Here is a 23,341-nt window from a genome sequence, read left to right as displayed (position 1 = left end):
CCCCGGTCCCGGTGAGCGGCCGGTGTCCCACGACACACGTGGGGCACCGGCCGCTTCCGCGTTCCCGGGGCCGTGTCCGCCTCGCGCCGACCGGTCACGGCCCGGCGTCCGGCTCCCGCAGCACCCGGGTGACATGGGCGGCCAGGTCGGCCCGGAGGCTCTCCCGGGTCATGTGCTCGCGGTCGACGAGGTGGTCGACGAGGTCGGCGCGGACGGCCGCGAGCAGCGCGTGCGCGGTGAAGCCGGCGCCGGTCAGGCCGGGGATCTCCGCCAGGACGTCCCGCAGCGTGCGGTGCCACCAGTCGTAGTGGTCCGTTCGGTAGGGGCTGTCGCTTCCGGTCCCCTCCAGCGCCAGTGAGAGGTGCCGGTGGTCGAGCTTGAAGCACAGGACCGCGTCCAGCAGGGCGTGCACGCGCTCGACGGGCGGGGTGCCGGGGCCGAGGGGAGGGGGGCCGTCGGCGACGGCCCGGCGCAGCGGTTCGAGCCGGGCCTCGCAGAGCGCGAGGATCAGGCCGGTGCGGTCGGCGAAGCCGCGGAAGAGGGTGCCCTTGCCGACGCCGGCGGCGGCCGCGATGTCGGCCATGGTCACGTCCTCGGGGCGGGCGCACTCGGCGAACAGCCGGTCGGCCGCCGCGAGGACGGCTTCGCGGTTGCGCAGGGCGTCCGCGCGGGGCTTGCGCTCGGGCACGGGTTCCTCCGGTGAGACACGACGGGGACGGGGACGGACCCCGGCGGACACATGAAGCGGACCGCCGGTCCGCATCGACTTGATAAGCGGACCCTGGGTCCGTATTCTCGCTTAAGCGGACTCGCGGTCCGCATTCTATCGGAGGAGGAAATCGCCATGACCACGCACGCGCGGACGGCGGCCGACGTCTACCGCCACGGCCTTCGGCTGCTGCTCGACGGGAACATCCCCGCCTGGGTCGACCTGTGGGCCGACGACGGCGTGTTCGAGTTCCCCTTCGCCCCCGAGGGGTGGCCGAAGCGCCTGGAGGGCAAGGCCGCCGTGGGCGCGTACATGCGCCACTACCCCGAGCGCATCGAGCTCCACGAGTTCCCCGAGCTGGAGATCCACCGGACCGAGGACCCGGGGACCGTCGTGGTGGAGATGCGCGCCCTGGGGCGCCTGGTGCAGACCGGGCAGCCCTACGACATGACCTACATCGCCGTCGTGACGGTCGCGGACGGCCGGATCACCCGCTACCGCGACTACTGGAACCCGCTCGCGGTCCCGCGGGACGGCGCGGCCGACTTCGCGGAGGCGGGCCGGTGACCGCCTCCCCCGCCACCCTGGTCATCGGCGCCACCGGCACGACCGGCAGCCGGGTGGCCGCCGGGCTCACCGCACGCGGCCACCGGGTCCGGGCCGCGAGCCGGCGCGCCGCTCCCGTCGAGGGCGCCACCGCCGTCCGCTTCGACTGGTACGACCCCGCGACGCACGAGGAGGCCCTGCGGGACGCGGACCGGGTCTACCTCGTCCCGCCCCTCGCCTCCGCCGACCCGGCCGCCGTGATGCTGCCCTTCCTGGAACGGGCCCGGGCGGCCGGAGTGCGCCGGGCCGTGCTGCTCAGCTCCTCGGCGATCCCGGCCGGCGGCCCGGCCGTCGGGCAGGTGCACCAGGCCCTGCCCGGTCTGTTCGACGAGTGGGCGGTGCTGCGGCCGTCGTGGTTCATGCAGAACTTCACCGGCGACCACATGCACGCCCGCAGCATCCGCGAGCAGGGCGTGATCCTGACCGCGGCCGGTGAGGGGCGGGTGGCCTTCGTCGACGCCGACGACATCGCGGCCGTCGCGGTGCACGCGCTGACCGCCGGGCGGAGCCCCGACAGCGACCTGGTCGTCACCGGTCCGCGGGCGCTGAGCCACACCGAGGTGGCCGCCGTCCTCAGCGAGGTGACCGGCCGTGAGGTCGTCCACCGGCGGCTGACGTACGAGCAGCTGCGCGATCGCCTGGCGCTGAGCATGCCCCGCGAGTTCGCCACCGTGCTCGCGGACCTGGACCGGGCGATCGCCGGCGGGGCCGAGGACCGGGTCACCGACACCGTGGAGCGTCTGACCGGGCGTCCGCCGCGCGACTTCCGTGCCCACGTGGAGCGGGCCCTGGCGCGGGAAGCCGCCGTCCGGTGACCCGGCGGGCGGCGTCCGCCCGCCGGACAGCGGCGCCCGGTGCGTGCTTCGGCAAGCGGCGCGGGGGACGCGCGGCGGAGCCGCCCCCGTACCCGCGCGCCGTGCGGCGAACGGGCGTGCCGGGCGCCGCGACGCCGCGGGGAGCCGCCGGAGGGGCTCCGGGTGCCGGGCCGGCGCACCCGGAGCCCCTCCGGCGCTACTTCACCGACCCCGCCATCACGCCCTGCACGAAGTGCCGCTGGAAGGCGAAGAACACGACCAGCGGCACGATCAGCGACAGGAAGGCGCCCGGCGCCAGCACGTCGATGTTGCTGCCGAACTGCCGGATCTGCGACTGGAGCTCCACGGTCAGCGGCTGGGCGGAGCTGTCGGCGAAGAGCAGCGCCACCAGCATGTCGTTCCACACCCACAGGAACTGGAAGATGGCGAGGCTGGCGATGGCGGGCCGGCCCACCGGCAGCACGAGCCGGGTGAAGATCCGCCACTCGCTGCCGCCGTCCATGCGGGCCGCCTCCAGCATCTCCTTGGGCATCTCGGCGAAGTAGTTCCGCAGCAGGAACACCGCGAACGGCAGCCCGTACGCCACGTGGAAGAGCACCACGCCGGGGATCGTGCCGAACAGGCCGAGCTGGCCGAAGAGCTTGGCGACGGGCAGCAGGCCGATCTGCACGGGCACCACCAGCAGGGCCACCACGACCAGGAAGACGGCGTCCCGGCCCGGGAAGTCCAGCCAGGCGAAGGCGTATCCGGCGAGCGCCGCGACGACCACGACCAGCACGGTCGTCGGCACCGAGATCAGCACCGTGTTCCAGAAGGCCCGGGTGATCCCGCTGTTGTCCAGCAGCGCCGCGTAGTTGTCGAAGGAGAGCCGGCCGGGACTGGTGAACACCGTCCACCAGCCGCCCTCGGCGGTGTCCTCGGCGGACCGCAGGGACGACAGGAACAGCCCGGCCAGCGGGGTCATCCACACCAGCCCGACCACCACGAGGAAGGCCTGGACGACCCCGTTGGCCAGGGAGCGCCGGACGGTGTTCATCGCTGACTCCTTCGGAAGCGGCGGACGTTGAAGACCATGGCCGGGATCACCAGCAGCAGGAGCAGCACGCCCAGGGCGCTGCCCAGCCCCTGGTTGTTGCCGCCGCCGAACGACACCAGCCACATCTGGGTCGCCAGCACGGTGGCGTCCTCCTGCACGGGCCCGGGAGCGATGATGTAGACGAGGTCGAAGACCTTCATCACGTTGATCACCAGGGTCACGAAGACCACCGTCAGCACCGGCGCGAGCAGCGGGACGGTGATCCGGCGGAAGATCTGCCACTCGTTGGCGCCGTCCATCCGCGCCGCCTCCAGCGCGTCCCGCGGCAGCGTCGACAGCCCCGCGCCGATCAGCACCATCGCGAAGCCGGTCCAGATCCACAGGTAGGCCCCGATGATCGCGGGCGTGACGAGCGTCGGCCCGAGCCAGGAGACGCCCTCGTAGGGCGGGGCGAAGTTCGCGGCGGGGAGCCGGACGGTGTACGAGCCGTCGGCCAGGTCCGCGAAGCGGAAGGAGCCGTCGGACGCGGTGGTCGTGGAGGCGACCGCCCTGCCGTCGCGCACCGCCTCGACCCTCATCTCCGGCAGCCCGCTCTCCCGCCGGTCGACCACGCCCTGCTCCCCTCCCCCGCCGGGCGTGAAGTCGAGGTACACCACGCCGCGCAGTTCACCGGGGCCGGCCGTGCGCGCGGCGGCCCCGTACGCGGGCTCGGCGCCGGCGGGCAGGTCCTTCGGCTGCACGCCGACCAGGCCGAGTGCCACCGTGTCGCCCGGCGACACGCCGGTGGCCGTCCGGTACGAGCCGTCCGCCTCCTCCGTCAGCCCCTGCCCGTCCCGGGCCCGGGCCGTCGGGTAGGAGGAGGTGCCCTCGAAGGCGTCGTGGACGGCGACCACGGCGGCGTTCAGCACGCCCTTGTCCGGGTCCTCGTCGTAGGCGAGCCGGAAGATGATGCCCGCGGCGAGGAAGGAGACCGCCATCGGCATGAACAGCAGCAGCTTGAAGGCGGTGGCCCAGCGGACCTTCTCGACGAGGACGGCCAGGATCAGTCCGAGGCCGGTCAGCAGCGTCGGCGCGACGACGACCCAGACGGCCGTGTTGCGGATGGCCTTGAGCGTCGCCGGGTCGCGGAACATCTCGGCGTAGTTCTCGCCGCCCACGAAACGGGTGCCGGAGGCGTCGAAGAAGCTGCGGCCGACGGAGAACAGCACCGGGTAGACGACGAGCGCGCCCAGCAGGAGCAGCGCGGGCAGGACGAAGAGCAGGGCGACGCCCCGTCCCCGCCGCCGCGGGCGCCGGGTGGTCCCGGCGCCGGCGGCGGCCGGCGGGCTCGTCTCTTTCACGAGCGTGGTCGTCATGTCAGCCCCGGTACGCCTTGGCCGCCGCGGCCTCCAGCTTCGCCGCCGTGGCCTTCGGGTCGGACGGGTCGCGCAGGAAGTCCTGCAGCAGCTTCCACTCGCCGGCGCCCTTGGTGCCGCCGAAGGCCGCCGGGGCCTGGTCGGACATGTCGAAGCGGACCGAGTCCCCGGCCTGCACGAGGGACTCGGCGGTGGCCCGGGTGACGTCGTCGCCGTACGAGGCGAGGTCGAGCTTCCGGTTCGGGGAGAGGAAGCCGCCCGCCTCGGCCCACACGGCGGCGGCCTCCGGGGTGGCCAGGTACTCCAGGAGCGCCTGGGCGGCCTTCTGGTTCTTGCCGTCCTTCAGGACGACGGCCGCGTCGCCGCCGCTGACCACCGGCGCCCTGCCGTCGCCGACCGCGGGGAACGGGAAGAAGTCCGCGTCCTCGCCGATCGACTTGCCGAACTGGTCCTTGGCGACGCCGGCGACGAAGTCGCCCTCGTAGACCATGCCGGCCTCGGGCTCCGGCCCGAACACCTTCTCCACCGAGCCGGGGAAGTCGGTGTTCAGGGCGCCCTTCTGGCCGCCCGCGATCAGCTGCTTGTCCTTGAAGAGCTTGCCGAGCGTGGTGAGCGCCTCGACCACGGAGGCGTCGGTCCACTTCAGCTCGTGCGCGGCGAGGGCGTCGTACTTCTCGGGACCGGCCTGGGAGAGGTAGATGTTCTCGAACCAGTCGGTGAGGGTCCAGCCGTCCTGTCCGGCGACCGAGAACGCGGCGAGCCCGGAGTCGGAGACGGTCCGCCCGGCCTCCAGCATCTCGTCGTACGTCTTCGGCGGCTTCACCCCGGCCTGGGCGAGGGCGTCGGGGCTGTACCAGACGGTCGACTTGTGGGCGGCCTTGAAGTACAGGCCGTACAGGGTGCCGTCGACGCTGCCGTAGTCCTTCCAGACGTTCGCGTAGTTGGCCTCCACGGCCTGCCGCGTCTTCGGCGACAGCGGCTTGAGCCAGCCCTGCTTCGCGAACTGCTGGAGCACGCCGACCTGCGGGACCATCACGACGTCGGGGGCGTTGCCGCCCTCGATCTTGCTGCCGACGACGGTGGAGACGTTGTCCCCGGTGGACACGAACTGCGTCTTGGCGCCGGTCTTCTCGGTGAAGGCGTCCAGCACCTTCTGGAAGTTCTGCTGCTCGGTGCCGGACCAGACACCGGCCACCGTGACCGTCTGGCCGCTCAGCGCCTTGTCGCCGCCGGCGGCGGTGACGGGGCCGCCGCCGCAGGCGGTCGCGCCGAGCGCCAGGACGAGCGCGGTGCAGCTCGTGAGCAGGGTGGTACGTCGTCGCATCATCGTTGATGTCCCTTCGGTGGGATGGGAGGTGACGGTGGCTCGGCGGTCTCAGAGGTCGGTGATCCACCAGGCCGCCGTCGAGCCGGGCAGCACCCCGGCCTGGCAGGGGGCGCTGGCGAGCAGCGGGGTGCCGGGGACCGGCGCGGGCGTGGGGGCGGTGCCGAAGTTCACGGCGCACACCAGGTCGTCGCCGCGGACGAAGGCCAGGACGCCCGGCGGGGTCTCCAGCCAGCGCAGCGTGCCCTCGCCCAACTGGGGCAGCGCGGCGCGCAGTTGCAGGCCGTCGCGGTACAGGTGCCAGAAGGAGCGGGTGTCGGCGAGGGCCCGGTCGGTGGCGTACTCGGCGAAGTAGTCGGGCTGCGGCAGCCAGGGGCGGGCGTCCTCGGCGCCGGAGGTGAAGCCGAACGGCGAGGCCTGCCCCGACCACGGCAGCGGCACCCGGCAGCCGTCGCGGATCCGGGCGCGGCTGCCGGTGCGGCGGAAGATGGGGTCGGTGAGCACGTCGTCGGGCAGGTCGACGACCTCGGGCAGGCCCAGCTCCTCGCCCTGGTAGATGTACGCGGCTCCGGGCAGCGCCAGCATCAGCAGCGCGGCGGCGCGGGCGCGGGCGGCGCCCAGTCCGCTGCCCTGCGGGGTGGGCTCGCCGTAGCGGGTGACGGTGCGGACCTGGTCGTGGTTGTTGAGGACCCAGGTGACCGTGGAGCCGGTGCCGGCGATGTCCTCCATCGCCTCGGAGATGACCTTGCGGAAGGCGTCCGGGTCCCAGGGGGCGCTGAGCAGGTCGAAGAAGAAGGCCTGGTGCAGCTCGTCCGGGCGGACGTACTTGGCGTGCTCGCGGGCGGTGGGCACGGAGACCTCGCCGACCAGCAGGCGCTCGCGGCCGTCGCGGGCGGTGTACTCCTCGCAGATCGACCGCCAGCGCCGCCACACGTCGTGCACCTCGGGCTGGTTCCAGGCGAGCGGGTTGACCGAGTCGCGGGTGCGGGCGTCGGCCTCCGGGTCGTCGGAGTCGGGCAGGTCGGGGTGCTTGAACAGGCCGGCGGCGACGTCGATGCGGAAGCCGTCCACGCCCCGGTCCAGCCAGAACCGCAGGATGCGGTCGAACTCGGCGGCCACGGCGGGGTTGCGCCAGTTCCAGTCCGGCTGCTCGGGCGTGAACATGTGCAGGTACCACTGGCCGGGCCGCCCGTCGGCCTCGGTGACCCGGGTCCAGGCCGGGCCGCCGAACATGGCGTGCCAGTTGTTGGGCGGCTCGCCGCCGTCCGGGCCGCGGCCGTCGGCGAAGTGGAAGCGGGCGCGGGCCGGGCTGCCGGGCGGGGAGGCCAGCGCCTCGCGGAACCAGGGGTGCTCGCTGGAGCAGTGGTTGGGGACGATGTCCAGCAGGACCTTGATGCCGAGCCGGCGGGCGGCCGCGACCAGCAGGTCGAACTCGGTGAGGTCGCCGAAGACCGGGTCGACGTCGCAGTAGTCCGCCACGTCGTAGCCGTGGTCGTGCTGCGGCGAGGGATAGAAGGGGCTCAGCCAGATCCCGTCGACGCCCAGCTTCTTCAGGTACGGCAGCCCGGCCCGGACCCCGGCGAGATCGCCGATGCCGTCGCCGGTGCTGTCCAGGAAGCTGCGGACGTACACCTGGTAGATCACTGCGTCGCGCCACCAGTGGCGGGTGTCGATGCGCTGGAGACTCACCCCGTCGACCTGTCTGTGCGTGCGGAAGCCCGGGCGTGCGCGCTCCGGGCTGGTGGTTATGCATTCATGTTAAGTAGGCGTGTCGCGAAGGTGTCAACGAACAGTGCGCGGATACCGGTAATTTGAGGTTGAGGGATACCGACTTATACCGTCATTTCTCCCTCGGAGGAGACATCTCCGTTACCTAACAAGTAACTAGTGAGGGGACGGGAGGCTAGCGGCGGGAGATCGCGGCCAGCTCGCGCGCCAGCCTGCGCACCGCGGCCTCGGGCGTCTGGCGCCCGGTCATCGCGTCGTGCACGACCGCCTGCACCGCGAGGCTGACCTGGTCGTAGCGCGGGCTCTTGGGGCGCGGCGCGGCGGCCAGCACGCTCTCCCGCAGGGTCGGCAGGTAGGGGTAGTCGCGGACGAGTCCGGGGTCCTCGTACAGATCGGCGCGCACCGGCGGCAGCGCGCCGCGCGTGAGCACCTGGCGCTGGACGCGCTCGCTGGTCAGGTACGCGATCAGGCGCGCGGCCGAGTCGGGGTGCCGGGCGTGCGCGCTGACGGCCAGGTTGGAGCCGCCGAGGACGCTCGTCCCCGGCCCGTCCGGCCCCGGCAGCGGCACGGCGCCGACCTTTCCGGCGACCTTCGAGCCCGCGGCGGAGGCGCCGACGTAGGCGTACGGCCAGTTGCGCAGGAAGAGCAGCCGGCCGTCCAGGAAGGCCTGCTTGGACTCCTCCTCCTTGTACGTCAGCGCCTCCCGCGGTATCCAGCCCGCGCGCACCCCGCGGGCGAGGAACCCGATGCCCTCGCGGGCCGCCGCCGAGTCGACGGTGACGCGCTCGCCCTCGTCGCCGAGGATCGTGCCGCCCGCCGAGTAGACGGCCTCGGCCGCGTTGACGGTGAGCCCCTCATAGGGGAGGAACTGGCCGGCGTAGCCGCCGAGCCCGTGCCTCGGGGCGATGGTCCTCGCCTGCCGCTCCAGCTCGGCCCAGGTGCGCGGCGGCGGGACGCCCTCCGCGGCGAGGACGTCCTTGCGGTACAGCAGCAGACCGGCGTTGGTGACGTACGGGACGGCGTACAGCTGCCCGTCGTAGGTCGCGGTGCCGACGACCGGCGGCAGGAAGGCGCCGAGGGGGAAGCGGTCGCGCGGCAGGGGCCGTATCCAGCCCGCCGCGGCGAACTCCGACGTCCAGTTGACGTCGATGTTGAGCACGTCGAACCGGCCCCGGCCGCCGCGCAGGTCGGTGACCATCTGGGCGTGGGTCTCGTCGGCGGAGTCGGGCAGTTCGACGAGGGTGACCCTCTCCCCGGGACGGGCGCGGTTCCAGCCCTCCAGCAGGGGGCCGAGATAGCCGGTGAGGTCGCCGGCGGTGGCGAGGGTGAGCGGGCCGCGGCCCGGCCGGTCGTCGGCACGGGCGCCCGAGGCGACGTATCCGGTCAGGACGACGACGAGAACGAGGAGGCCCCTACCCGCGGCACGCATCCACCGCATAGGTTCCTCCCTGTACACCGGCCCCGGGCGCCTTCGTCCGCAGTCAGAGGCCATGTATACCTGTTAGGTATGGGCGATACTAGGGCCTGGCACACATTACGGAGGACAGGAGGACTGCACGCGTGCGCCTGCCCCTCCTGGCACTCCTCGCCCGCGGCCCCGCCCACGGCTACGAGCTGAAGCAGGACCTTGAGCAACTGCTGGGCTCCGCGTACCCTCAGCCGAACGTCGGCCAGATCTACGTCACCCTCGGCCGCCTCGAGAAGCAGGGACTGATCGAGGGCGAGGACGTCGAGCAGTCCAGCCGGCCCAACAAGAAGGTCTACCACCTCACCGACGCCGGGCGGGCGGCGCTGCGCGCCTGGTTCGAGGAGCCCGAGGACGAGCCGCGGGTGCGGGACGAGTTCTTCATGAAGCTGGCCCTGGCCCCGCAGACCGGTCTCGCCGACCAGATCGCCCTCATCAACAAGCAGCGGCGCCAGTACCTCAACACGATGCGTCAGCTGTCGCGGCTGGCCGCCGCCGAAGACCGGGACAACCGCATCGCCCATCTGCTGATCGAGGGCGCGATGCTGCACCTGCAGGCCGACCTCGACTGGCTGGAACGGTGCCAGGAAGAGCTGGAGGAGCTGGAGTGAGCGAGGGCCCCCCTCCCGTGCTGCGCGCCGAGGGCCTGGTCAAGACGCACCACGGCGAGGGCGCGCCCGCCCATGCCGTGCGCGGGGTCGACCTGTGCGTGGGGCGGGGCGAGTTCGTGGCGGTCACCGGCCCGTCCGGCGCCGGCAAGTCGACGCTGCTGCACCTGCTCGGCGGGCTCCAGCGGCCCGACGCCGGCCGCATCTGGCTGGACGGCGAGTGCACGGACGGCTACGGCGAGGCCCGCTGGGCCGTGGAGCGCCGCAAGCGCATCGGGATCGTCTTCCAGTTCTTCAACCTGGTGTCGAACCTGTCCGTCGCCGACAACGTGGAGCTGCCCGCCCTGCTCGCCGGGGTCCCGCCGAAGCGGGCGCGGGCCGAGCGGGAGGAGCTGCTGGCCGAGCTGGGGCTCGCGGGCAAGGAGCGCAGCATGCCGGGCGAGCTGTCCGGCGGTGAGCAGCAGCGGGTCGCGCTCGCCCGGGCCCTGGTCAACCATCCGCCGCTGCTGCTGGCCGACGAGCCCGCGGGCAGCCTGGACAGCCGGGGCACCCGCGAGGTGATGCGGCTGCTGTCCCGCTTCCACCAGCGTGGCCAGACGATCCTGCTGGTCACCCACGACGCCCGGCTGGCGAGCGCCGCGGACCGGGTGATCAGCTTCTTCGACGGGCGGATCGTGGACGACGCGGAGCTGGACGGCGGCCCGCCGCCGCGCCGCTCGGGAATCTCCGGCGTGCTGGAGCTCAGGGACTGACATGCGGGTGTACGACCGTGGCCGCGCCGTGTGCGGGCCGAGGGGCTGAGGCCGGTGCGAGCCACCCTGCGCTGGGCGCACTCCGATCTGCGCACGCACCGCGGCGAGGCGCTGTTCCTGGTCCTCGCCACGGCGGGCATCGTCGTGTCGCTGCTGCTGGCCACGGCCCTGTTCGGGTACGCGACCAATCCCTGGCAGCGCGTCTTCGCCCAGGCGCGCGGCGCCCACGTGTGGCTGCACACCGACGCCGCCGCCGACACCCGCGAGCTGGCGGCGCTGGACGGCGTCGAGTCCGTCGCCGGCCCCTATCCCGTCGCCTCCGTCACGGTCGCCTCGCGCGGCACGCGGGCCTCGGTCGAGCTGCGCGGCACCTCCGCCGAGCCGCCGTCCGTCGGCCGCCCGCTGCTCACCTCCGGGCGCTGGCTGGCGGCCACCGCCCCGAACGGCGTGGTCCTGGAGAGCCGGCTCGCCCGCACCCTGCTGGCCCAGCCCGGCGACACGCTCACCGTGCCCGGCACCGCACGGGAGCTGACCGTCGTGGGCGTCGCCGACAGCGCCGAGCCCCGCTACCGGCCGGGTGAGCGGCCGGGGCTGGTGTGGGCGCTGCCGTCCGCCGTGCCCGACCCCGGCGGGCAGGTGATCGGGCTGCGGCTGGCGGACCCCGGCGACACGGACTACGCCGTCCAGCGCGCCGTGACCGTGCTGGGCGCCGGGGCCATCGGCGAGGTCTCCACCTGGACGCAGGCCCGCGCCGAGGCGCAGGGCGACAACCGGCTGCTCGGGCAGGTGCTGGGCCTGTTCGGGCTGGGGGCGCTGGCCGCCGCCGGGTTCGCCGTGCACGGGGCGATCGGCACCCGGATCCGCGGCCATCTGCGGGACATCGCGGTGCTGAAGGCGATCGGCTTCACCCCGGGCCAGGTCGTCCGCGTCTTCCTGCTGCAGCACCTCGCCTACGCGCTGCTGGGCGCCGCGGCCGCCGCCGCGCTCACCGAGGCGCTGGGCAGCCGTGTCCCGGGGCGGCTCGGGGACGCGGTCGGCGTGTGGCAGGGGCTGCCCGGGCACACGCCGGCCCTGTGCGCGGTGCCGGTGGGAGCGGTGCTGTTCATCGGCGCGACCACCGGGCTCGCCGCGTGGCGGGCGGGACGGGTACCGCCGGTGCCGGTGCCGCGGCCCGCGGGGCCGCCGGGCGGGCGGCTGTCGGGGACGGCACGCCGGGCGCTGGGCCTGCGGGTGCCGCCCGCGCTGGTCCTGGGCTGGCACAAGGCGTTCACGCGCCGCCCGCGTTCGCTGGGCACGGTCGTCCGGCTGGCCCTGCCGCTGCTGCTGATCGTGGTGGCGATGAGCGCGTGGACCACCATCGACCGCTTCCACAGCAGGCCCGAGCAGGTCGGCCTGCCCGCCGCGCTCACCGTTCACGCGGACACCGGCCTGGGCGACGGGGAGGTGCGCGCCCTGCTGGAACGCGATCCGCAGGTCGCCGCCGCCCACCCGGGCGTCGAGGTCGCCGCCCTGGTCCCGGGCCAGACGGCGACCATCGCCCTGCGCGGCCTCGGCACCCGCGCGGACCCCTACCCGTACGCCCTGGCCGAGGGCCGGCCCGCGCGCGGACCCGACGAGGCGGTGGCCGGGCAGGGACTGCTCGACCTGCTGGACGTGCGCGTCGGCGACTGGGTGCGGATGACCGTGGGCGAGCGGCCGCAGATCCTGCACATCGTGGGCCGCAGCGTCGAGCCGGAGAACGCCGGCCGGGTCGTCTCCACCTCCCTCGACACCCTCCGCGAGAACGACCCCGGGCTCGGTCCGAGCTTCTACCAGCTCCGCCTGGACCCGGGCGCCGATCCGCACCGGGTCGCCGACCGGCTCGCCGCGGCCGGGCGCGGCCACCTCGACGTGCACACCGTCACCAACCCGGCCGACGGGCTCTCCCCCCTGCGCGGCGTCGTCCTCGGCCTGATCGCCGTCCTCGCCCTCATCGGCCTCATCGAGCTGCTGACGGCGATCGGCGGCACCGTACGGGAGAGCGAACGCGATCTGCTGGCCCTGAAGGCGATCGGCCTGTCCCCCCGGCAGATCACCGCGATCACGGTCACCGCCACCGGCTGCACGGCCCTGGCGGCCGTGCTCCTCGCCCTCGCCCTGGGGCTGCCGCTCGCGCACTGGCTGATCGACGCCCAGGGCAGGTCGAGCGGCATCGGCGCCGGCATCGCCCAGGGCCCCTCCCCCGCGCTCCTGCTGCTCCTGGGCGCCGCCGCAGTCCTCGGCGCGAGCGCCCTCGCCGCCCTCCCGGCGTCCCGCGCGGCCCGCCGGCGCCTCGCGGACACCCTGACCGCGGTCGCCTGACCGGCGGCCGCCCGGGTGCGGGCCGGCTCGCGGGAGCGGACGGCCGTGCGCCGCCCGCTCCCGCTCCCCCGGGCCGTCAGGCGGTCACTGCCGCCCGCGCAGCTCCCGGTAGGCGGCGACCAGGGCCTTGGTGGAGGCGTCCAGGCCCGCCACCTCGGCGCCCTCGGTCAGCGCGGGCTCGACGCGCTTGGCGAGGACCTTGCCGAGCTCGACGCCCCACTGGTCGAAGGAGTCGATGTTCCAGACCGCGCCCTGCACGAACACCTTGTGCTCGTAGAGGGCGACCAGCTGGCCGAGGACCGACGGGGTCAGCTCGCGCGCGAGGATCGTGGTCGTCGGGTGGTTGCCCTTGAACGTCCTGTGCGGCACCAGCTCCTCCGGCACCCCCTCCGCCCGCACCTCGTCCGGCGTCTTGCCGAACGCCAGCGCCTGCGTCTGCGCGAAGAAGTTCGCCATCAGCAGGTCGTGCTGCGCCTTGAGCCCGTCGCTCAGCTCGGCGACCGGCTCGGCGAAGCCGATGAAGTCCGCCGGGATCAGCTTCGTGCCCTGGTGGATGAGCTGGTAGTAGGCGTGCTGCCCGTTGGTGCCCGGCGTGCCCCACACGACGGGCCCGGTCTCCCACGCGACCTCCCGCCCGTCCCGGCCGACGTACTTGCCGTTGGACTCCATGTCCAGCTGCTGCAGATAGGCGGTGAACTTGGACAGGTAGTGGCTGTAGGGCAGCACCGCGTGCGACTGGGCGCCGTGGAAGTTGCCGTACCAGATGCCCAGCAGGCCCAGCAGCAGCGGCACGTTGGACTCGGCGGGCGCGGTCCGGAAGTGCTCGTCGACGAGGCGGAAGCCGTCCAGCATCTCCCGGAACCGGTCCGGCCCGATGGCGATCATCAACGACAGGCCGATGGCGGAGTCGTACGAGTACCGGCCGCCGACCCAGTCCCAGAACTCGAACATGTTGGCCGGGTCGATGCCGAACTCGGCGACCTTCCCGGCGTTCGTCGACAGGGCGACGAAGTGCTTCGCGACGGCCTCCTGGCCGGCGCCCAGCCCGCTCAGCAGCCAGGCGCGGGCCGAGGCGGCGTTGGTGATGGTCTCGATGGTGGTGAACGTCTTGGAGGCGATGACGAACAGCGTCTCGGCCGGGTCGAGGTCGCGGGTGGCCTCGTGCAGGTCGGCGCCGTCGACGTTGGAGACGAAACGGACCGTCAAGGAGCGGTCGGTATAGCTGCGCAGCACCTCGTACGCCATCGCCGGGCCCAGGTCGGAGCCGCCGATGCCGACGTTGACGACGTTCCTGATGCGCTTGCCGGTGTGGCCGGTCCACGCACCGGAGCGGACCCGCTCGGCGAAGTCGGCCATCCTGTCCAGCACGGCGTGCACGCCCGGCACGACGTTCTCCCCGTCGACCTCGATCACCGCGTCGCGCGGCGCCCGGAGCGCGGTGTGCAGCACGGCCCGGTTCTCGGTCGTGTTGATCCTCTCCCCGCGGAACATCGCGTCCCGCAGGCCGAAGACGTCGGTGGCGGCGGCCAGCTCCCGCAGCAGCCGCAGCGTCTCGTCGGTGACCAGGTGCTTGGAGTAGTCGACGTACAGGTCGCCGACCCGGAGCGTGTAGCCGGTGCCGCGGCCGGGGTCGGCGGCGAACAGCTCGCGCAGCTGCACCTCGCCCAGCTCCTCGCGGTGCTTGGCCAGCGCGGTCCACTCGGGCGTCTGGTCGAGCCTGGTACGGCCGTCTGCGTTCATCTCGTACTCCAGCCTTCTTCCTTGCCTGCCTGTGCTGCGTACCTTGTCCCGCTGCCGGTCCCAACCTAGTTGATCAGCGCGCTGCGTGAGCCGTCGAGGCGTCGTCGTGCGGTGCAACAGCAGGTACGTCGGGCTTGCGCGCGGGTTTCAGGGCGGTGACGGACAGCGCGAAGAAGGCGGCGGCGAGCAGGGCCGGGGTGTGCGCTCCCCAGGCCGTGACGGCGGCCCCGCCCAGCAGCGCGCCGAGCGGTGTCCCGGCCACCGCGAGGGTCCGGTAGGCCGAGCCGACCCGGCCAAGCGCCCCGGCGGGGCTGCGCTGCTGCATCAGGGTGGTCGTGCCGACGTTCCACACCATGCCCATGAACCCGAACACGGCCATGGCGGCCACCAGCGCGGCCAGACTGCGCACCGTCCCCATGACCACGAGCGCGGCGGTCTGCACGCAGCCGGCGAGCAGCACCCCGCGCACCCGCCCGACGCGGGCCGCGAGCCGCCGGTCGGCCGCTCCCCCGGCCAGGCTGCCGACCGTGTACGAGGTCGTCGCCGCCGCGTACCCCGCACTGCCCGCGTGCAGGCGGTCGGTCACCAGGAGCACCAGAGTGGCGACGAGGGCGCCCATGCCGATGTTGCACAGCGCGGTGGCGGCGCACAGGCCGCGCAGGACCCTGTCCCGTATCAGGATGCGCAGCCCGTCCGCGATCTCCCGGCGCAGCGTGCCGCCCGAGGGGCGGGCCGCCCGCTCGGGCGCGGCGGTCCGCACCGAGGCCACCAGCGCGGCGGCCGACAGGAAGGTGGCGGCGTCGACCGCGAAGGGCGCGGCGGCCCCCGCCGCCAGCAGCAGCGGCACGACCGGCCCGCCGAGCAGGCCGCCCGCGACGCGCTGGCCGGTCATCAGCCGCGCGTTGGCGCTGCCGAGCGCGTCGGGGCCGACCAGGGAGGGCAGCAGGGCCGTGGCGGCGTTGTCGAAGAGCGTCTGGAGCGTGGTGAGGGCGAAGGCGAGCGCGACGAGCAGCCCGATCGAGACGTGACCGCAGGCGACGGCCACCGCGAACGCCGCGACCAGCAGCCCCCGTACCGCGTCCACCGCCCACATCGCGCGCCGCTGGTCCACGCGGTCGGCGACGGCGCCGCCGAGCAGTCCGAAGAGGATCCACGGCAGATAACCGCAGGCGGTGACGGACACGACGAGCAGTGGCTCGTCGGTCAGCGACACGGCCAGCAGGGGCAGCGCGGCCGTGCGCAGCGCGTCACCGAAGCTGGAGAGCACGGCGGCGCTCCACAGCCGCCCGAATCCTCCGCGCCACGCGGGCGCACGCCCGGCTTCCGCCTCGGCCGTCGCCATGATTCCCCCTACGGTTCGCCCGATGGACACACCGTAGGGGGCGCCACTGACAACCGGCCCCGGGCGGCCGGAAACAGCTCCGGCCAGACACCTCTCGGTGCCCGGCCGGTTCCTGAACTCCTAGATCTCGCCCCGCAGTTTGGCGAGCGCCTCGGCGAGGATCGCCTCGCCGTCCGCGTCGCTGCGGCGCTCCCGCACGTACGCCAGGTGCGTCTTGTACGGCTCGGTGCGCGGCGGGTCCGGCGGGTTGTCCCGGTCCTGTCCGGCCGGGAAGCCGCAGCGGGGGCAGTCCCAGGTGTCGGGGACCTGCGCGTCGCTGGCGAAGCTCGGCTGCGTCTCGTGCCCGTTGGAGCACCAGAAGGAGATGCGCAGACGCGGCGCGGACTCGCCGCGCTCGGCCTCGCCCATCGGCCCCGCCCCGACCCGGCTGCCTCGGATCGCGTTGCCACTTGCCACGGTCGTAACTCCCTGCGTGATGGTGCCGCGAAGCGAGTCGGCGTTTCGCTTCGCTGCGAGCGCCTCAGTCTACGTAAGGCCCAACGCGCGTCCAGTGATGGGAGTTACAGCCCCCGCACCCAGACGCACGCCCCATGATAGGCCGCGCAGGGCAGCGCGTACCGAACATGGGGCGTCGAGTGCAGAGGTGCGTGCCGCGAGGGCGGCGCCGACCAGGGGTTCGCGGTCGGTACGCCGGTCAGCTGTTCGCCTTCATCAGGATCCCGAGCACGATGATGCACGCGAACCACAGCAGACCGACCACCACGGTGATCCGGTCGAGGTTGCGCTCGGCGACCGAGGAGCCGCCGACGGACGACTGCATGCCGCCGCCGAACATGTCGGACAGGCCGCCGCCCTTCCCCTTGTGCATCAGCACCAGCAGCATCAGCAACAGGCTGAAGACGATCAGGGCGATCGAGAACCCCATAACCACGGCTGGACCAACTTCCTCGGATTCTGACGGACGACGGGGTCCAGCGGACACTGCTGGACCCCGCAAGGGTACGACGTATCGCCGTTACCGCATACTCACTGATCGCGGAAGCGTACGATCTTGACGAACTCGTCGGCGTCCAGCGAGGCGCCGCCGACCAGGGCGCCGTCAATGTCGGGCTGCGCCATGATCTCGGCGACGTTGCCGGCCTTGACCGAGCCGCCGTACTGGACGCGCACCTTGTCGGCCACCTCCTGCGAGTACAGCTCGGCGACCTTGGCGCGGACGGCGGCGCAGACCTCCTGGGCGTCCTCGGCGCCGCAGACCTTGCCGGTGCCGATGGCCCAGACCGGCTCGTAGGCGATCACGATCGTCTCGGCCTGCTCGGCCGGGAGGTCCTTCAGGCCGGCCTCGACCTGGGCGAGGGTGTGCGCGACGTGGTTGCCCGCCTCGCGCACCTCCAGCTCCTCGCCGACGCACAGGATCGGGGTCAGGCCGTGCTTGTAGGCGGCCTTGACCTTGGCGTTCACCAGCTCGTCGGTCTCGTTGTGGTACTGGCGGCGCTCGCTGTGGCCGATCACCACGTACGTGCACTTCAGCTTGGCCAGCATCGGGCCGGAGATCTCGCCGGTGTAGGCCCCGCCGTCGTGCGCCGAGATGTCCTGGGCGCCGTACTTGATGCGGAGCTTGTCGCCGTCGACCAGGGTCTGCACGGAGCGCAGGTCGGTGAAGGGCGGCAGGACGGCGACCTCGACGGCCTCGTAGTCCTTGTCGGCCAGGGCGAAGGCGAGCTTCTGGACGTGGGCGATGGCCTCCAGGTGGTTGAGGTTCATCTTCCAGTTGCCCGCCATCAGCGGCGTGCGCGTGCTCATAAGGGGTCAGTCCTCCAGTGCGGCGAGGCCGGGGAGCGTCTTGCCCTCGAGGTATTCGAGGGAGGCGCCGCCACCGGTCGAGATGTGGCCGAATGCCTGCTCGTCGAAGCCCAGGGTGCGCACGGCGGCGGCGGAGTCGCCGCCGCCGACCACGGTGAAGCCCTGGGAGTCGACGAGGGCCTGGGCGACCGCCTTGGTGCCCTCGGCGTAGTCGGGGTGCTCGAAGACGCCCATGGGGCCGTTCCAGAAGACGGTGGCGGCGTCGGCGAGCTTCGAGGCGTACAGCTTGCGGGTCTCGGGGCCGATGTCCAGGCCCTCCTGGTCGGCGGGGATGGCGTCCGCGGCGACGACGGCGGGGTTGGCCGGCGCCTTGGTCTTCAGGTCCGGGAAGTCGGTCGAGACCAGCGCGTCGACCGGCAGGACCAGCTCGACGCCCTGCTTCTCGGCGCGCTCCAGGTACTCGGTGACGGCCGGGATCTGGTCCTCCTGCAGCAGGGACTTGCCGACCTCGTAGCCCTTGGCCTTGAGGAAGGTGTAGGCCATGCCGCCGCCGATGAGCAGGCGGTCGGCCCTGCCGAGCAGCTGGTCGATGACGGCGAGCTTGTCGGAGACCTTGGCGCCGCCGAGGGCGACGACGTACGGCCGCTTGACGTCCTCGGTGAGCTTCCTCAGGACGCCGACCTCGGTGGCGATGAGGTGGCCGGCGTAGTGCGGGAGCTTCTTCGGCAGGTCGAAGACCGAGGCGTGCTTGCGGTGCACCGCGCCGAAGCCGTCGCCCACGTAGACGTCCGCGAGGGCGGCGAGCCGGTCGGCGAAGGCGCCGCGGTCGGCGTCGTCCTTGGCGGTCTCGCCGGGGTTGAAGCGCAGGTTCTCCAGGACGGCGACCTGGCCGTCGGCGAGGCCGGAGACGGTGGACGTGGCGGACTCGCCGACCGTGTCCTCGGCGAACGCGACGTCGGCGCCGAGGAGTTCGCCCAGGCGCGCGGCGGCGGGAGCGAGGGAGAAGGCCGGGTCCGGGGCGCCCTTGGGGCGGCCGAGGTGCGAGGCGACGACCACGCGGGCGCCCGCGTCCGCGAGGGCCTTGACGGTGGGCAGGACGGCGCGGATGCGGCCGTCGTCGGTGATGGCGGTGCCGTCGAGCGGCACGTTCAGGTCGGCGCGGACGAAGACCCGCTTGCCCGCGACGCCTTCGGAGAGCAGTTCGTCGATCGTCTTCATGGGGACTCCTGAGGGGCTCGTGATCGCTCGGAAGCGCTCGTGATCGAACAGGGCTGATCTGTACGTGAGTCAGGGCTCGGGCAGCGCGGTCGCGCGCTGCCCGAGCCCTGCTCTCACATCGAGGTGCCCGCTCTGTTCGGTCAGAGCTGGTCGCCGACGAAGACCGTCAGGTCGACGAGGCGGTTGGAGTAGCCCCACTCGTTGTCGTACCAGCCGATGACCTTCACGTTCTTGCCCTCCTGGACCATGGTCAGGGAGGAGTCGAAGGTGCAGGACGCCGGGGCGTTGACGATGTCGGAGGAGACGATCGGGTCCTCGGTGTACTCGAGGATGCCCTTGAGCTCGCCCTCGGCGGCCTTCTGGAAGGCGGCGTTGACCTCTTCCTTGGTGACCTCGCGGGACAGCTCGACGACGAGGTCGGTGACCGAGCCGGTCGGGACCGGGACGCGCATGGCCATGCCGTCCAGCTTGCCCTTGAGCTGCGGAAGGACCAGGGCGGTGGCCTTCGCGGCGCCGGTGGTCGTCGGGATGATGTTCTCGGCGGCGGCCCGGGCGCGGCGCAGGTCCTTGTGCGGGAAGTCCAGGATGCGCTGGTCGTTGGTGTAGGCGTGCACCGTCGTCATCAGGCCCTTGACGATGCCGAAGTTCTCGTCGAGGACCTTCGCCATCGGCGCCACGCAGTTGGTGGTGCAGGAGGCGTTGGAGATGACGTGGTGGTTCGCCGGGTCGTACTTGTCCTGGTTGACGCCCATCACGATGGTGACGTCTTCGTTCTTCGCCGGGGCGGAGATGATGACCTTCTTGGCGCCGCCGGCGAGGTGCTTCTCGGCGTCTTCCTTCTTGGTGAAGATGCCGGTGGACTCGATGACGACGTCGACGCCCAGCTCGCCCCACGGGATGTCGGCGGGGTTGCGCTCGGACAGGACCTTGATGGTCCTGCCGTCGACGGTGATGGTGTCCTCGGTGTGCGAGACCTCCTGCTTGAGGCGGCCGAGGATGGTGTCGTACTTCAGCAGGTGAGCGGTGGTCGCGGTGTCACCCAGGTCGTTGACAGCCACGATCTCGATGTCTGCACCCTGCTCCAGCAGCGCGCGGAAGTAGTTACGACCGATGCGGCCAAAGCCGTTGATGCCTACGCGGATCGTCACGAACCGATCTCCTCGTTGGTACGCCGGCTCTCGATGCCGGCGAGCTGTATGGGATGTCCCCGACCACCCCCGACCCTACCTCCCCGAGGCCGCCGGGGTGACATCGAGCGGCCCGTACAGGGCGGTGCGGTCCGTACCCGCCGGTAGGGGTACGGACCGCCCGGACCGCAGGGGCCGGCGGGGACCTGATTCACCCGATTTCGCTACGGAGAGTCAGTGCCCCTCGGCCGGTGTTTCACTCGTCCAGAGCCTTCAGGGCCTTGGCCAGGAGCGTCTTGCGGTCGGCCGCCGCGGGCAGGTGCTCCAGGCCGAAGCCCAGCAGCACGGTGTCGTCCGTGGTGACCGCTCCGTAGGTCTGGAACAGCGCCCCGGTGCGCGTCCAGTCCTTCACGACGGCCGGGCTGCCCGCGGGCGGTCCGGCCGCCCTCCAGGCGCCCAGCGACGTCTCGAAGCCCTCCGTCTCCCGTGCGCTGCCGCCGACGACGAGCGAGGCCTCGTCGGCGAGGACGCCGCGGCCGCCGGTGCCGGGGTCGGTGACGTAGCTGAGCGAGATCTCGACCGTCTTCCCGGCGTAGGCGCCCAGGTCGAAGCTCACCTGCTGCCAGCCGCCGGAGGCGCCGGTGAGGCTGTGCCACGACCCGGTGGTGCCGGTCGCGGTGCAGCCGTCCGGGGACACGGTCAGGTAGCGCTTCAGCCAGGGGTGCTCGCCGACGTAGAAGCCGCCCGCGCACTCCTCGGGCACGGCGGTGCCGGTGGCGCCGCCCGCCTCGGGCAAGGTGGTCCAGTCGTCGGCGCCGGCGGTGCGGGCCTCGACCAGGACGTGGTCGTAGCCGGGCTCGGTGTCCCACAGCAGCCGGGTGCGCAGGGCCGGCCGGTCGGCGGCGTCGACACCGGTGAGGTCGATGGTGCGGGCGAGGCGTTTGTAGGCGTCGTCGGTGTGGACGGCGGCCGCCATGGCCGTGCCCGCGTAGGGGCCGTACGGGCCGGCCGTCCCGTCGAAGCGGCCCGCGCCCGCGGCGGCGAACCGGGGGTACTCGTCCGCGGGCAGCTCGTCGGAGGTCACCCCGTAGGTGCCCGCCGCGTCCAGCGGGTTGCCGGGGGCGTCGCCGAGCGCGCCGGTGAAGCCGCCGAGCCTGCCGGAACCGGTGAAAGCGCGGGCCCCGGGGGTCGACGTGCGGGTGTAGGCGCCCAGGTAGTACTGGCTGAAGTCGTCGGACAGGTTGCCGCCGCCGAGGTCGACGCTGCCGCCGGCCTGCTCGCCCGCCTCGATCAGCTTGCCGCCCTCGTTGAGGAAGGCGCGCAGTTCGAGCTGGGTGGCGACGCCCGGGACGGCCGCGCCCGTGTAGTGGACGACGGTGCCGAAGTGGCTCAGCACGCCGAGCGCGTCGGGCGCGCCCCGGGCGGCCACGTCCCACACGTCCGCCCGGCGGCCGGCGGCCCTGAGCGCGTCGACGTACGTCCGGGCCCGGGCGGCGGCCGTGCCCTCCTCGGCGACCACGAGCACGTCCGCGCGCGGGCGCTCGGCCACGGTGTACGTGAAGTGCTCGCTGGAGACCTTCCGGCCGCTCGCCGTCTCGCCGGTGAACCACACCTCGACCTCGTCGCCCGGTGCGCCGTCCTCGACCTCGGCCCGGTACTCGTCGAAGTAGAGGTTGTCGTCCCCGCCGTAGGTCTCGCCGCCCTTCCACGGCCTGAGGGCCGTGTCCCGGACCCGGCCGCCGTTGACGCGGTACCTGAGCTCCTTGTCGCGCACCGCCTTGCGTACGACGACGGAGACCTCCTGGTCCGCGCCGCGCGCGTACGACGTGGTGAACGCGGCCGGGGTGAAGTCCGCGGCGCTCAGGCCGACCGCGGAGGACGGCCGGTCGGGGTGCGCGGCGGTCTCGGCGACGGAGAGCGCGAACGGGACGTTCCTGGCGAACTCCTGCTGGATCAGCTTCTCGTCGTCCGGGAAGGTGAAGATCGACCGGCAGTCGGCCGCCTTCCACCGGTCGTCCGGGTCGGCGTCCGAGGCGGTCTGGCAGGTCGACATCTCGGGGGTGAACATCGCCATGCCGTTGACGTTCGCCGCGTGACCGTCCGCCTCGCCGTTGGTGGTGTACAGCTCGGAGGAGACCTGCGGGTGGTAGCCCGGGATCGCGGAGTTGCCGGGCGTGCCGGCGAGCGCCCTGTACAGGACGTCGTCCGGGGTGTCGGTGGCCACCTGCCAGCCGACCCCGTAGAGGAGGAGTTCGGCGGCCGAGTGGTAGTTGATGCCGTACTCGAAGCCGATGCGCCGCTCGAAGGCGTCCAGCGCCCGGGTCTCGGGCTCGGAGTTGGGGCCGGCGCCGCGGTAGGTCTGGCTGGCGGGGTGGGGGGACGAGCCCTCGTCGTCGTAGCCCCACTTGTAGGCGAAGTTGCGGTTGAGGTCGACGCCGTCGCCGGTGGAGATGACGCCGTCGCCGTTGACGTCCCGGAGGTTCTTGCGCCACAGGCGGGTGTCGTCGCTCTCGAAGGTGTAGTCGTAGCCGTCGGGGTTGGCCGACAGGACGAACCACAGTTCGGTGGAGTCGACGATCTTCCTGACGCGCTGGTCCGTCGTGTAGTGGTCCAGGTAGTGGTGCATCAGCCGCCGGGTCATCTCCGGGGTGATCCACTCGCGCGCGTGCTGGTTGGACAGGTACAGGACGGCGGGCTTGGAACCGTCCTCGGACTTCCTGGCGCCCTTGGTGAGCTTCAGGGCGAGGATGTCCTGGCCCCTGACGGTCCTGCCGATGGAGACGACCTTGGTGAGGCCGGGGTGCTGCCGGGCGGTCCGGAGGATCTCCTCCTTCAGGCCGCCGCTTCCGCCGTACGGGCGGAACACGCCCTCGGCGGCGTCCTCGACCCGGGCCTCGGCCCGGGCGGAGAGGGTGTGCTCGGCGAGGTCGACGCCCTGTTTCTCCAGTTTCCTCGCCTGCTGGTCGGTGAGGTGGACCTCGACGGTGGCCGTGCCCCGGTCGGGCACCTGCTCGCCGAGTTCGTGGCCGTCCTGGCCGGCCGCCAGCAGCAGCGGCACCTGTTTCCTGGTGACGTCGGCGCGGAAGACCTTGACCTCGCCGGTGTCGGGGATCTCACCGGCGCCGGAGCCGGATGCGGAGGAGGTGCCGGGTTGTGCCTGGGCGATGGGTGCGAGGCTCGCTCCGCCGATCAGGAGCGCGCCGACAGCGAGGATCGATCTCGCTCTTCGTCTCATGAACCCCCCTAGCGTGGGTCCGCCGCAGCAGCGAACAGGTGCCAGGCTCATGACACTTCATGGTCGAGTCAAGGGTGCCTCGACGACACGCGAACGCCGGTGCCGATCACCCGAGTGGACGCCCGCACCGGCGTTCCG

General features: G+C 72.7%; 19 protein-coding genes. 5 read left to right on the top strand and 14 right to left on the bottom strand.

What is annotated here, in order from left to right:
• Positions 1-94: 94 nt before the first annotated feature.
• Entirely contained in the window at positions 95-688 is a 594-nt protein-coding gene (locus ACIBAI_RS09985) for a TetR/AcrR family transcriptional regulator (protein ID WP_399032665.1), read from the bottom strand.
• Between the two features lie 156 nt (positions 689-844).
• Between ACIBAI_RS09985 and ACIBAI_RS09980 the strand changes: the two genes are divergently transcribed.
• Positions 845-1,276 carry a nuclear transport factor 2 family protein gene (locus ACIBAI_RS09980; RefSeq protein ID WP_399032663.1) on the top strand — a complete coding sequence of 144 codons (432 nt, stop codon included), beginning with the start codon at positions 845-847 and terminating at the stop codon, positions 1,274-1,276.
• Complete coding sequence (locus tag ACIBAI_RS09975; RefSeq protein ID WP_399032661.1) at positions 1,273-2,130, top strand: NmrA family NAD(P)-binding protein; 858 nt, start codon at positions 1,273-1,275, stop codon at positions 2,128-2,130. The genes ACIBAI_RS09980 and ACIBAI_RS09975 overlap by 4 nt, the downstream gene beginning before the upstream one ends.
• A 196-nt stretch (positions 2,131-2,326) precedes the next feature.
• Here ACIBAI_RS09975 and ACIBAI_RS09970 read toward each other — a convergent pair whose 3' ends face one another.
• From ACIBAI_RS09970 to ACIBAI_RS09950, 5 genes are all read right to left on the bottom strand, one after another.
• Complete coding sequence (locus ACIBAI_RS09970) at positions 2,327-3,166, bottom strand: carbohydrate ABC transporter permease (RefSeq protein WP_399032659.1); 840 nt, start codon at positions 3,164-3,166, stop codon at positions 2,327-2,329.
• Positions 3,163-4,521 carry an ABC transporter permease subunit gene (locus ACIBAI_RS09965; RefSeq protein ID WP_399032657.1) on the bottom strand — a complete coding sequence of 453 codons (1,359 nt, stop codon included), beginning with the start codon at positions 4,519-4,521 and terminating at the stop codon, positions 3,163-3,165. The genes ACIBAI_RS09970 and ACIBAI_RS09965 overlap by 4 nt, the downstream gene beginning before the upstream one ends.
• Before the next feature lies 1 nt (position 4,522).
• Complete coding sequence (locus ACIBAI_RS09960; RefSeq protein ID WP_399032655.1) at positions 4,523-5,848, bottom strand: ABC transporter substrate-binding protein; 1,326 nt, start codon at positions 5,846-5,848, stop codon at positions 4,523-4,525.
• Between the two features lie 48 nt (positions 5,849-5,896).
• Positions 5,897-7,534: a glycoside hydrolase family 13 protein gene (locus ACIBAI_RS09955; RefSeq protein WP_399032653.1), complete on the bottom strand. Its 1,638-nt coding sequence runs from the start codon at positions 7,532-7,534 to the stop codon at positions 5,897-5,899.
• A 214-nt stretch (positions 7,535-7,748) separates the two neighbouring features.
• A complete protein-coding gene (locus tag ACIBAI_RS09950) occupies positions 7,749-9,011 on the bottom strand; it encodes an ABC transporter substrate-binding protein (RefSeq protein WP_399032651.1) in 1,263 nt (420 codons plus the stop codon).
• A gap of 122 nt (positions 9,012-9,133) precedes the next feature.
• Here ACIBAI_RS09950 and ACIBAI_RS09945 point away from each other — a divergent pair, with 122 nt between their 5' ends.
• Genes ACIBAI_RS09945 through ACIBAI_RS09935 form a run of 3 tightly spaced genes read left to right on the top strand, consistent with a single transcriptional unit; the run spans position 9,134 to position 12,738 of the window.
• On the top strand, positions 9,134-9,649 hold the full coding sequence (locus ACIBAI_RS09945) for a PadR family transcriptional regulator (RefSeq protein ID WP_344600892.1): 516 nt from the start codon (positions 9,134-9,136) through the stop codon (positions 9,647-9,649).
• Positions 9,646-10,398, top strand: coding sequence for an ABC transporter ATP-binding protein (locus ACIBAI_RS09940; protein ID WP_399032649.1), 753 nt, complete (start codon positions 9,646-9,648; stop codon positions 10,396-10,398). Before ACIBAI_RS09945 ends, ACIBAI_RS09940 begins: the two co-directional genes overlap by 4 nt.
• 54 nt (positions 10,399-10,452) lie before the next feature.
• Positions 10,453-12,738, top strand: coding sequence for an FtsX-like permease family protein (locus ACIBAI_RS09935; RefSeq protein WP_399032647.1), 2,286 nt, complete (start codon positions 10,453-10,455; stop codon positions 12,736-12,738).
• Positions 12,739-12,822: 84 nt separating this feature from the next.
• Here the strand turns inward: ACIBAI_RS09935 and pgi are convergent, their stop codons facing one another.
• The 8 genes from pgi to ACIBAI_RS09895 form a co-directional block, all read right to left on the bottom strand.
• Positions 12,823-14,478: a glucose-6-phosphate isomerase gene (gene pgi / locus ACIBAI_RS09930; RefSeq protein WP_399032645.1), complete on the bottom strand. Its 1,656-nt coding sequence runs from the start codon at positions 14,476-14,478 to the stop codon at positions 12,823-12,825.
• Between the two features lie 73 nt (positions 14,479-14,551).
• Entirely contained in the window at positions 14,552-15,820 is a 1,269-nt protein-coding gene (locus ACIBAI_RS09925; RefSeq protein ID WP_399032643.1) for an MFS transporter, read from the bottom strand.
• A gap of 120 nt (positions 15,821-15,940) precedes the next feature.
• Positions 15,941-16,276, bottom strand: coding sequence for an RNA polymerase-binding protein RbpA (locus ACIBAI_RS09920; protein ID WP_003957010.1), 336 nt, complete (start codon positions 16,274-16,276; stop codon positions 15,941-15,943).
• Between the two features lie 238 nt (positions 16,277-16,514).
• The gene (secG, locus tag ACIBAI_RS09915; protein WP_399032894.1) at positions 16,515-16,745 is read right to left on the bottom strand and encodes a preprotein translocase subunit SecG; all 231 of its coding nucleotides are present in this window, start codon (positions 16,743-16,745) and stop codon (positions 16,515-16,517) included.
• A 101-nt stretch (positions 16,746-16,846) separates the two neighbouring features.
• A complete protein-coding gene (tpiA, locus tag ACIBAI_RS09910) occupies positions 16,847-17,623 on the bottom strand; it encodes a triose-phosphate isomerase (protein ID WP_399032641.1) in 777 nt (258 codons plus the stop codon).
• A gap of 6 nt (positions 17,624-17,629) precedes the next feature.
• Positions 17,630-18,841 carry a phosphoglycerate kinase gene (locus ACIBAI_RS09905; protein WP_399032639.1) on the bottom strand — a complete coding sequence of 404 codons (1,212 nt, stop codon included), beginning with the start codon at positions 18,839-18,841 and terminating at the stop codon, positions 17,630-17,632.
• Between the two features lie 140 nt (positions 18,842-18,981).
• A complete protein-coding gene (gene gap / locus ACIBAI_RS09900) occupies positions 18,982-19,989 on the bottom strand; it encodes a type I glyceraldehyde-3-phosphate dehydrogenase (protein ID WP_344600906.1) in 1,008 nt (335 codons plus the stop codon).
• Positions 19,990-20,224: 235 nt separating this feature from the next.
• Complete coding sequence (locus ACIBAI_RS09895; RefSeq protein ID WP_399032637.1) at positions 20,225-23,203, bottom strand: M14 family zinc carboxypeptidase; 2,979 nt, start codon at positions 23,201-23,203, stop codon at positions 20,225-20,227.
• Between the last annotated feature and the right edge of the window lie 138 nt (positions 23,204-23,341).

Origin of the sequence: Streptomyces sp. NPDC051041, from assembly GCF_044456065.1 — a bacterium.
Lineage (GTDB): Bacteria > Actinomycetota > Actinomycetes > Streptomycetales > Streptomycetaceae > Streptomyces > Streptomyces glaucus.
This window is presented reverse-complemented; position numbering and strand designations above follow the sequence as displayed.

Coding starts and splice junctions, on each gene's coding strand:
- ACIBAI_RS09980 (WP_399032663.1), top strand. CDS start 845: ATGACCACGCACGCGCGGACGGCGGCCGACGTCTACCGCCACGGCCTT.
- ACIBAI_RS09970 (WP_399032659.1), bottom strand. CDS start 3,166: ATGAACACCGTCCGGCGCTCCCTGGCCAACGGGGTCGTCCAGGCCTTC.
- ACIBAI_RS09965 (WP_399032657.1), bottom strand. CDS start 4,521: ATGACGACCACGCTCGTGAAAGAGACGAGCCCGCCGGCCGCCGCCGGC.
- ACIBAI_RS09960 (WP_399032655.1), bottom strand. CDS start 5,848: ATGATGCGACGACGTACCACCCTGCTCACGAGCTGCACCGCGCTCGTC.
- ACIBAI_RS09950 (WP_399032651.1), bottom strand. CDS start 9,011: ATGCGGTGGATGCGTGCCGCGGGTAGGGGCCTCCTCGTTCTCGTCGTC.
- pgi (WP_399032645.1), bottom strand. CDS start 14,478: ATGAACGCAGACGGCCGTACCAGGCTCGACCAGACGCCCGAGTGGACC.
- ACIBAI_RS09925 (WP_399032643.1), bottom strand. CDS start 15,820: ATGGCGACGGCCGAGGCGGAAGCCGGGCGTGCGCCCGCGTGGCGCGGA.
- secG (WP_399032894.1), bottom strand. CDS start 16,745: ATGGGGTTCTCGATCGCCCTGATCGTCTTCAGCCTGTTGCTGATGCTG.
- tpiA (WP_399032641.1), bottom strand. CDS start 17,623: ATGAGCACGCGCACGCCGCTGATGGCGGGCAACTGGAAGATGAACCTC.
- ACIBAI_RS09905 (WP_399032639.1), bottom strand. CDS start 18,841: ATGAAGACGATCGACGAACTGCTCTCCGAAGGCGTCGCGGGCAAGCGG.
- ACIBAI_RS09895 (WP_399032637.1), bottom strand. CDS start 23,203: ATGAGACGAAGAGCGAGATCGATCCTCGCTGTCGGCGCGCTCCTGATC.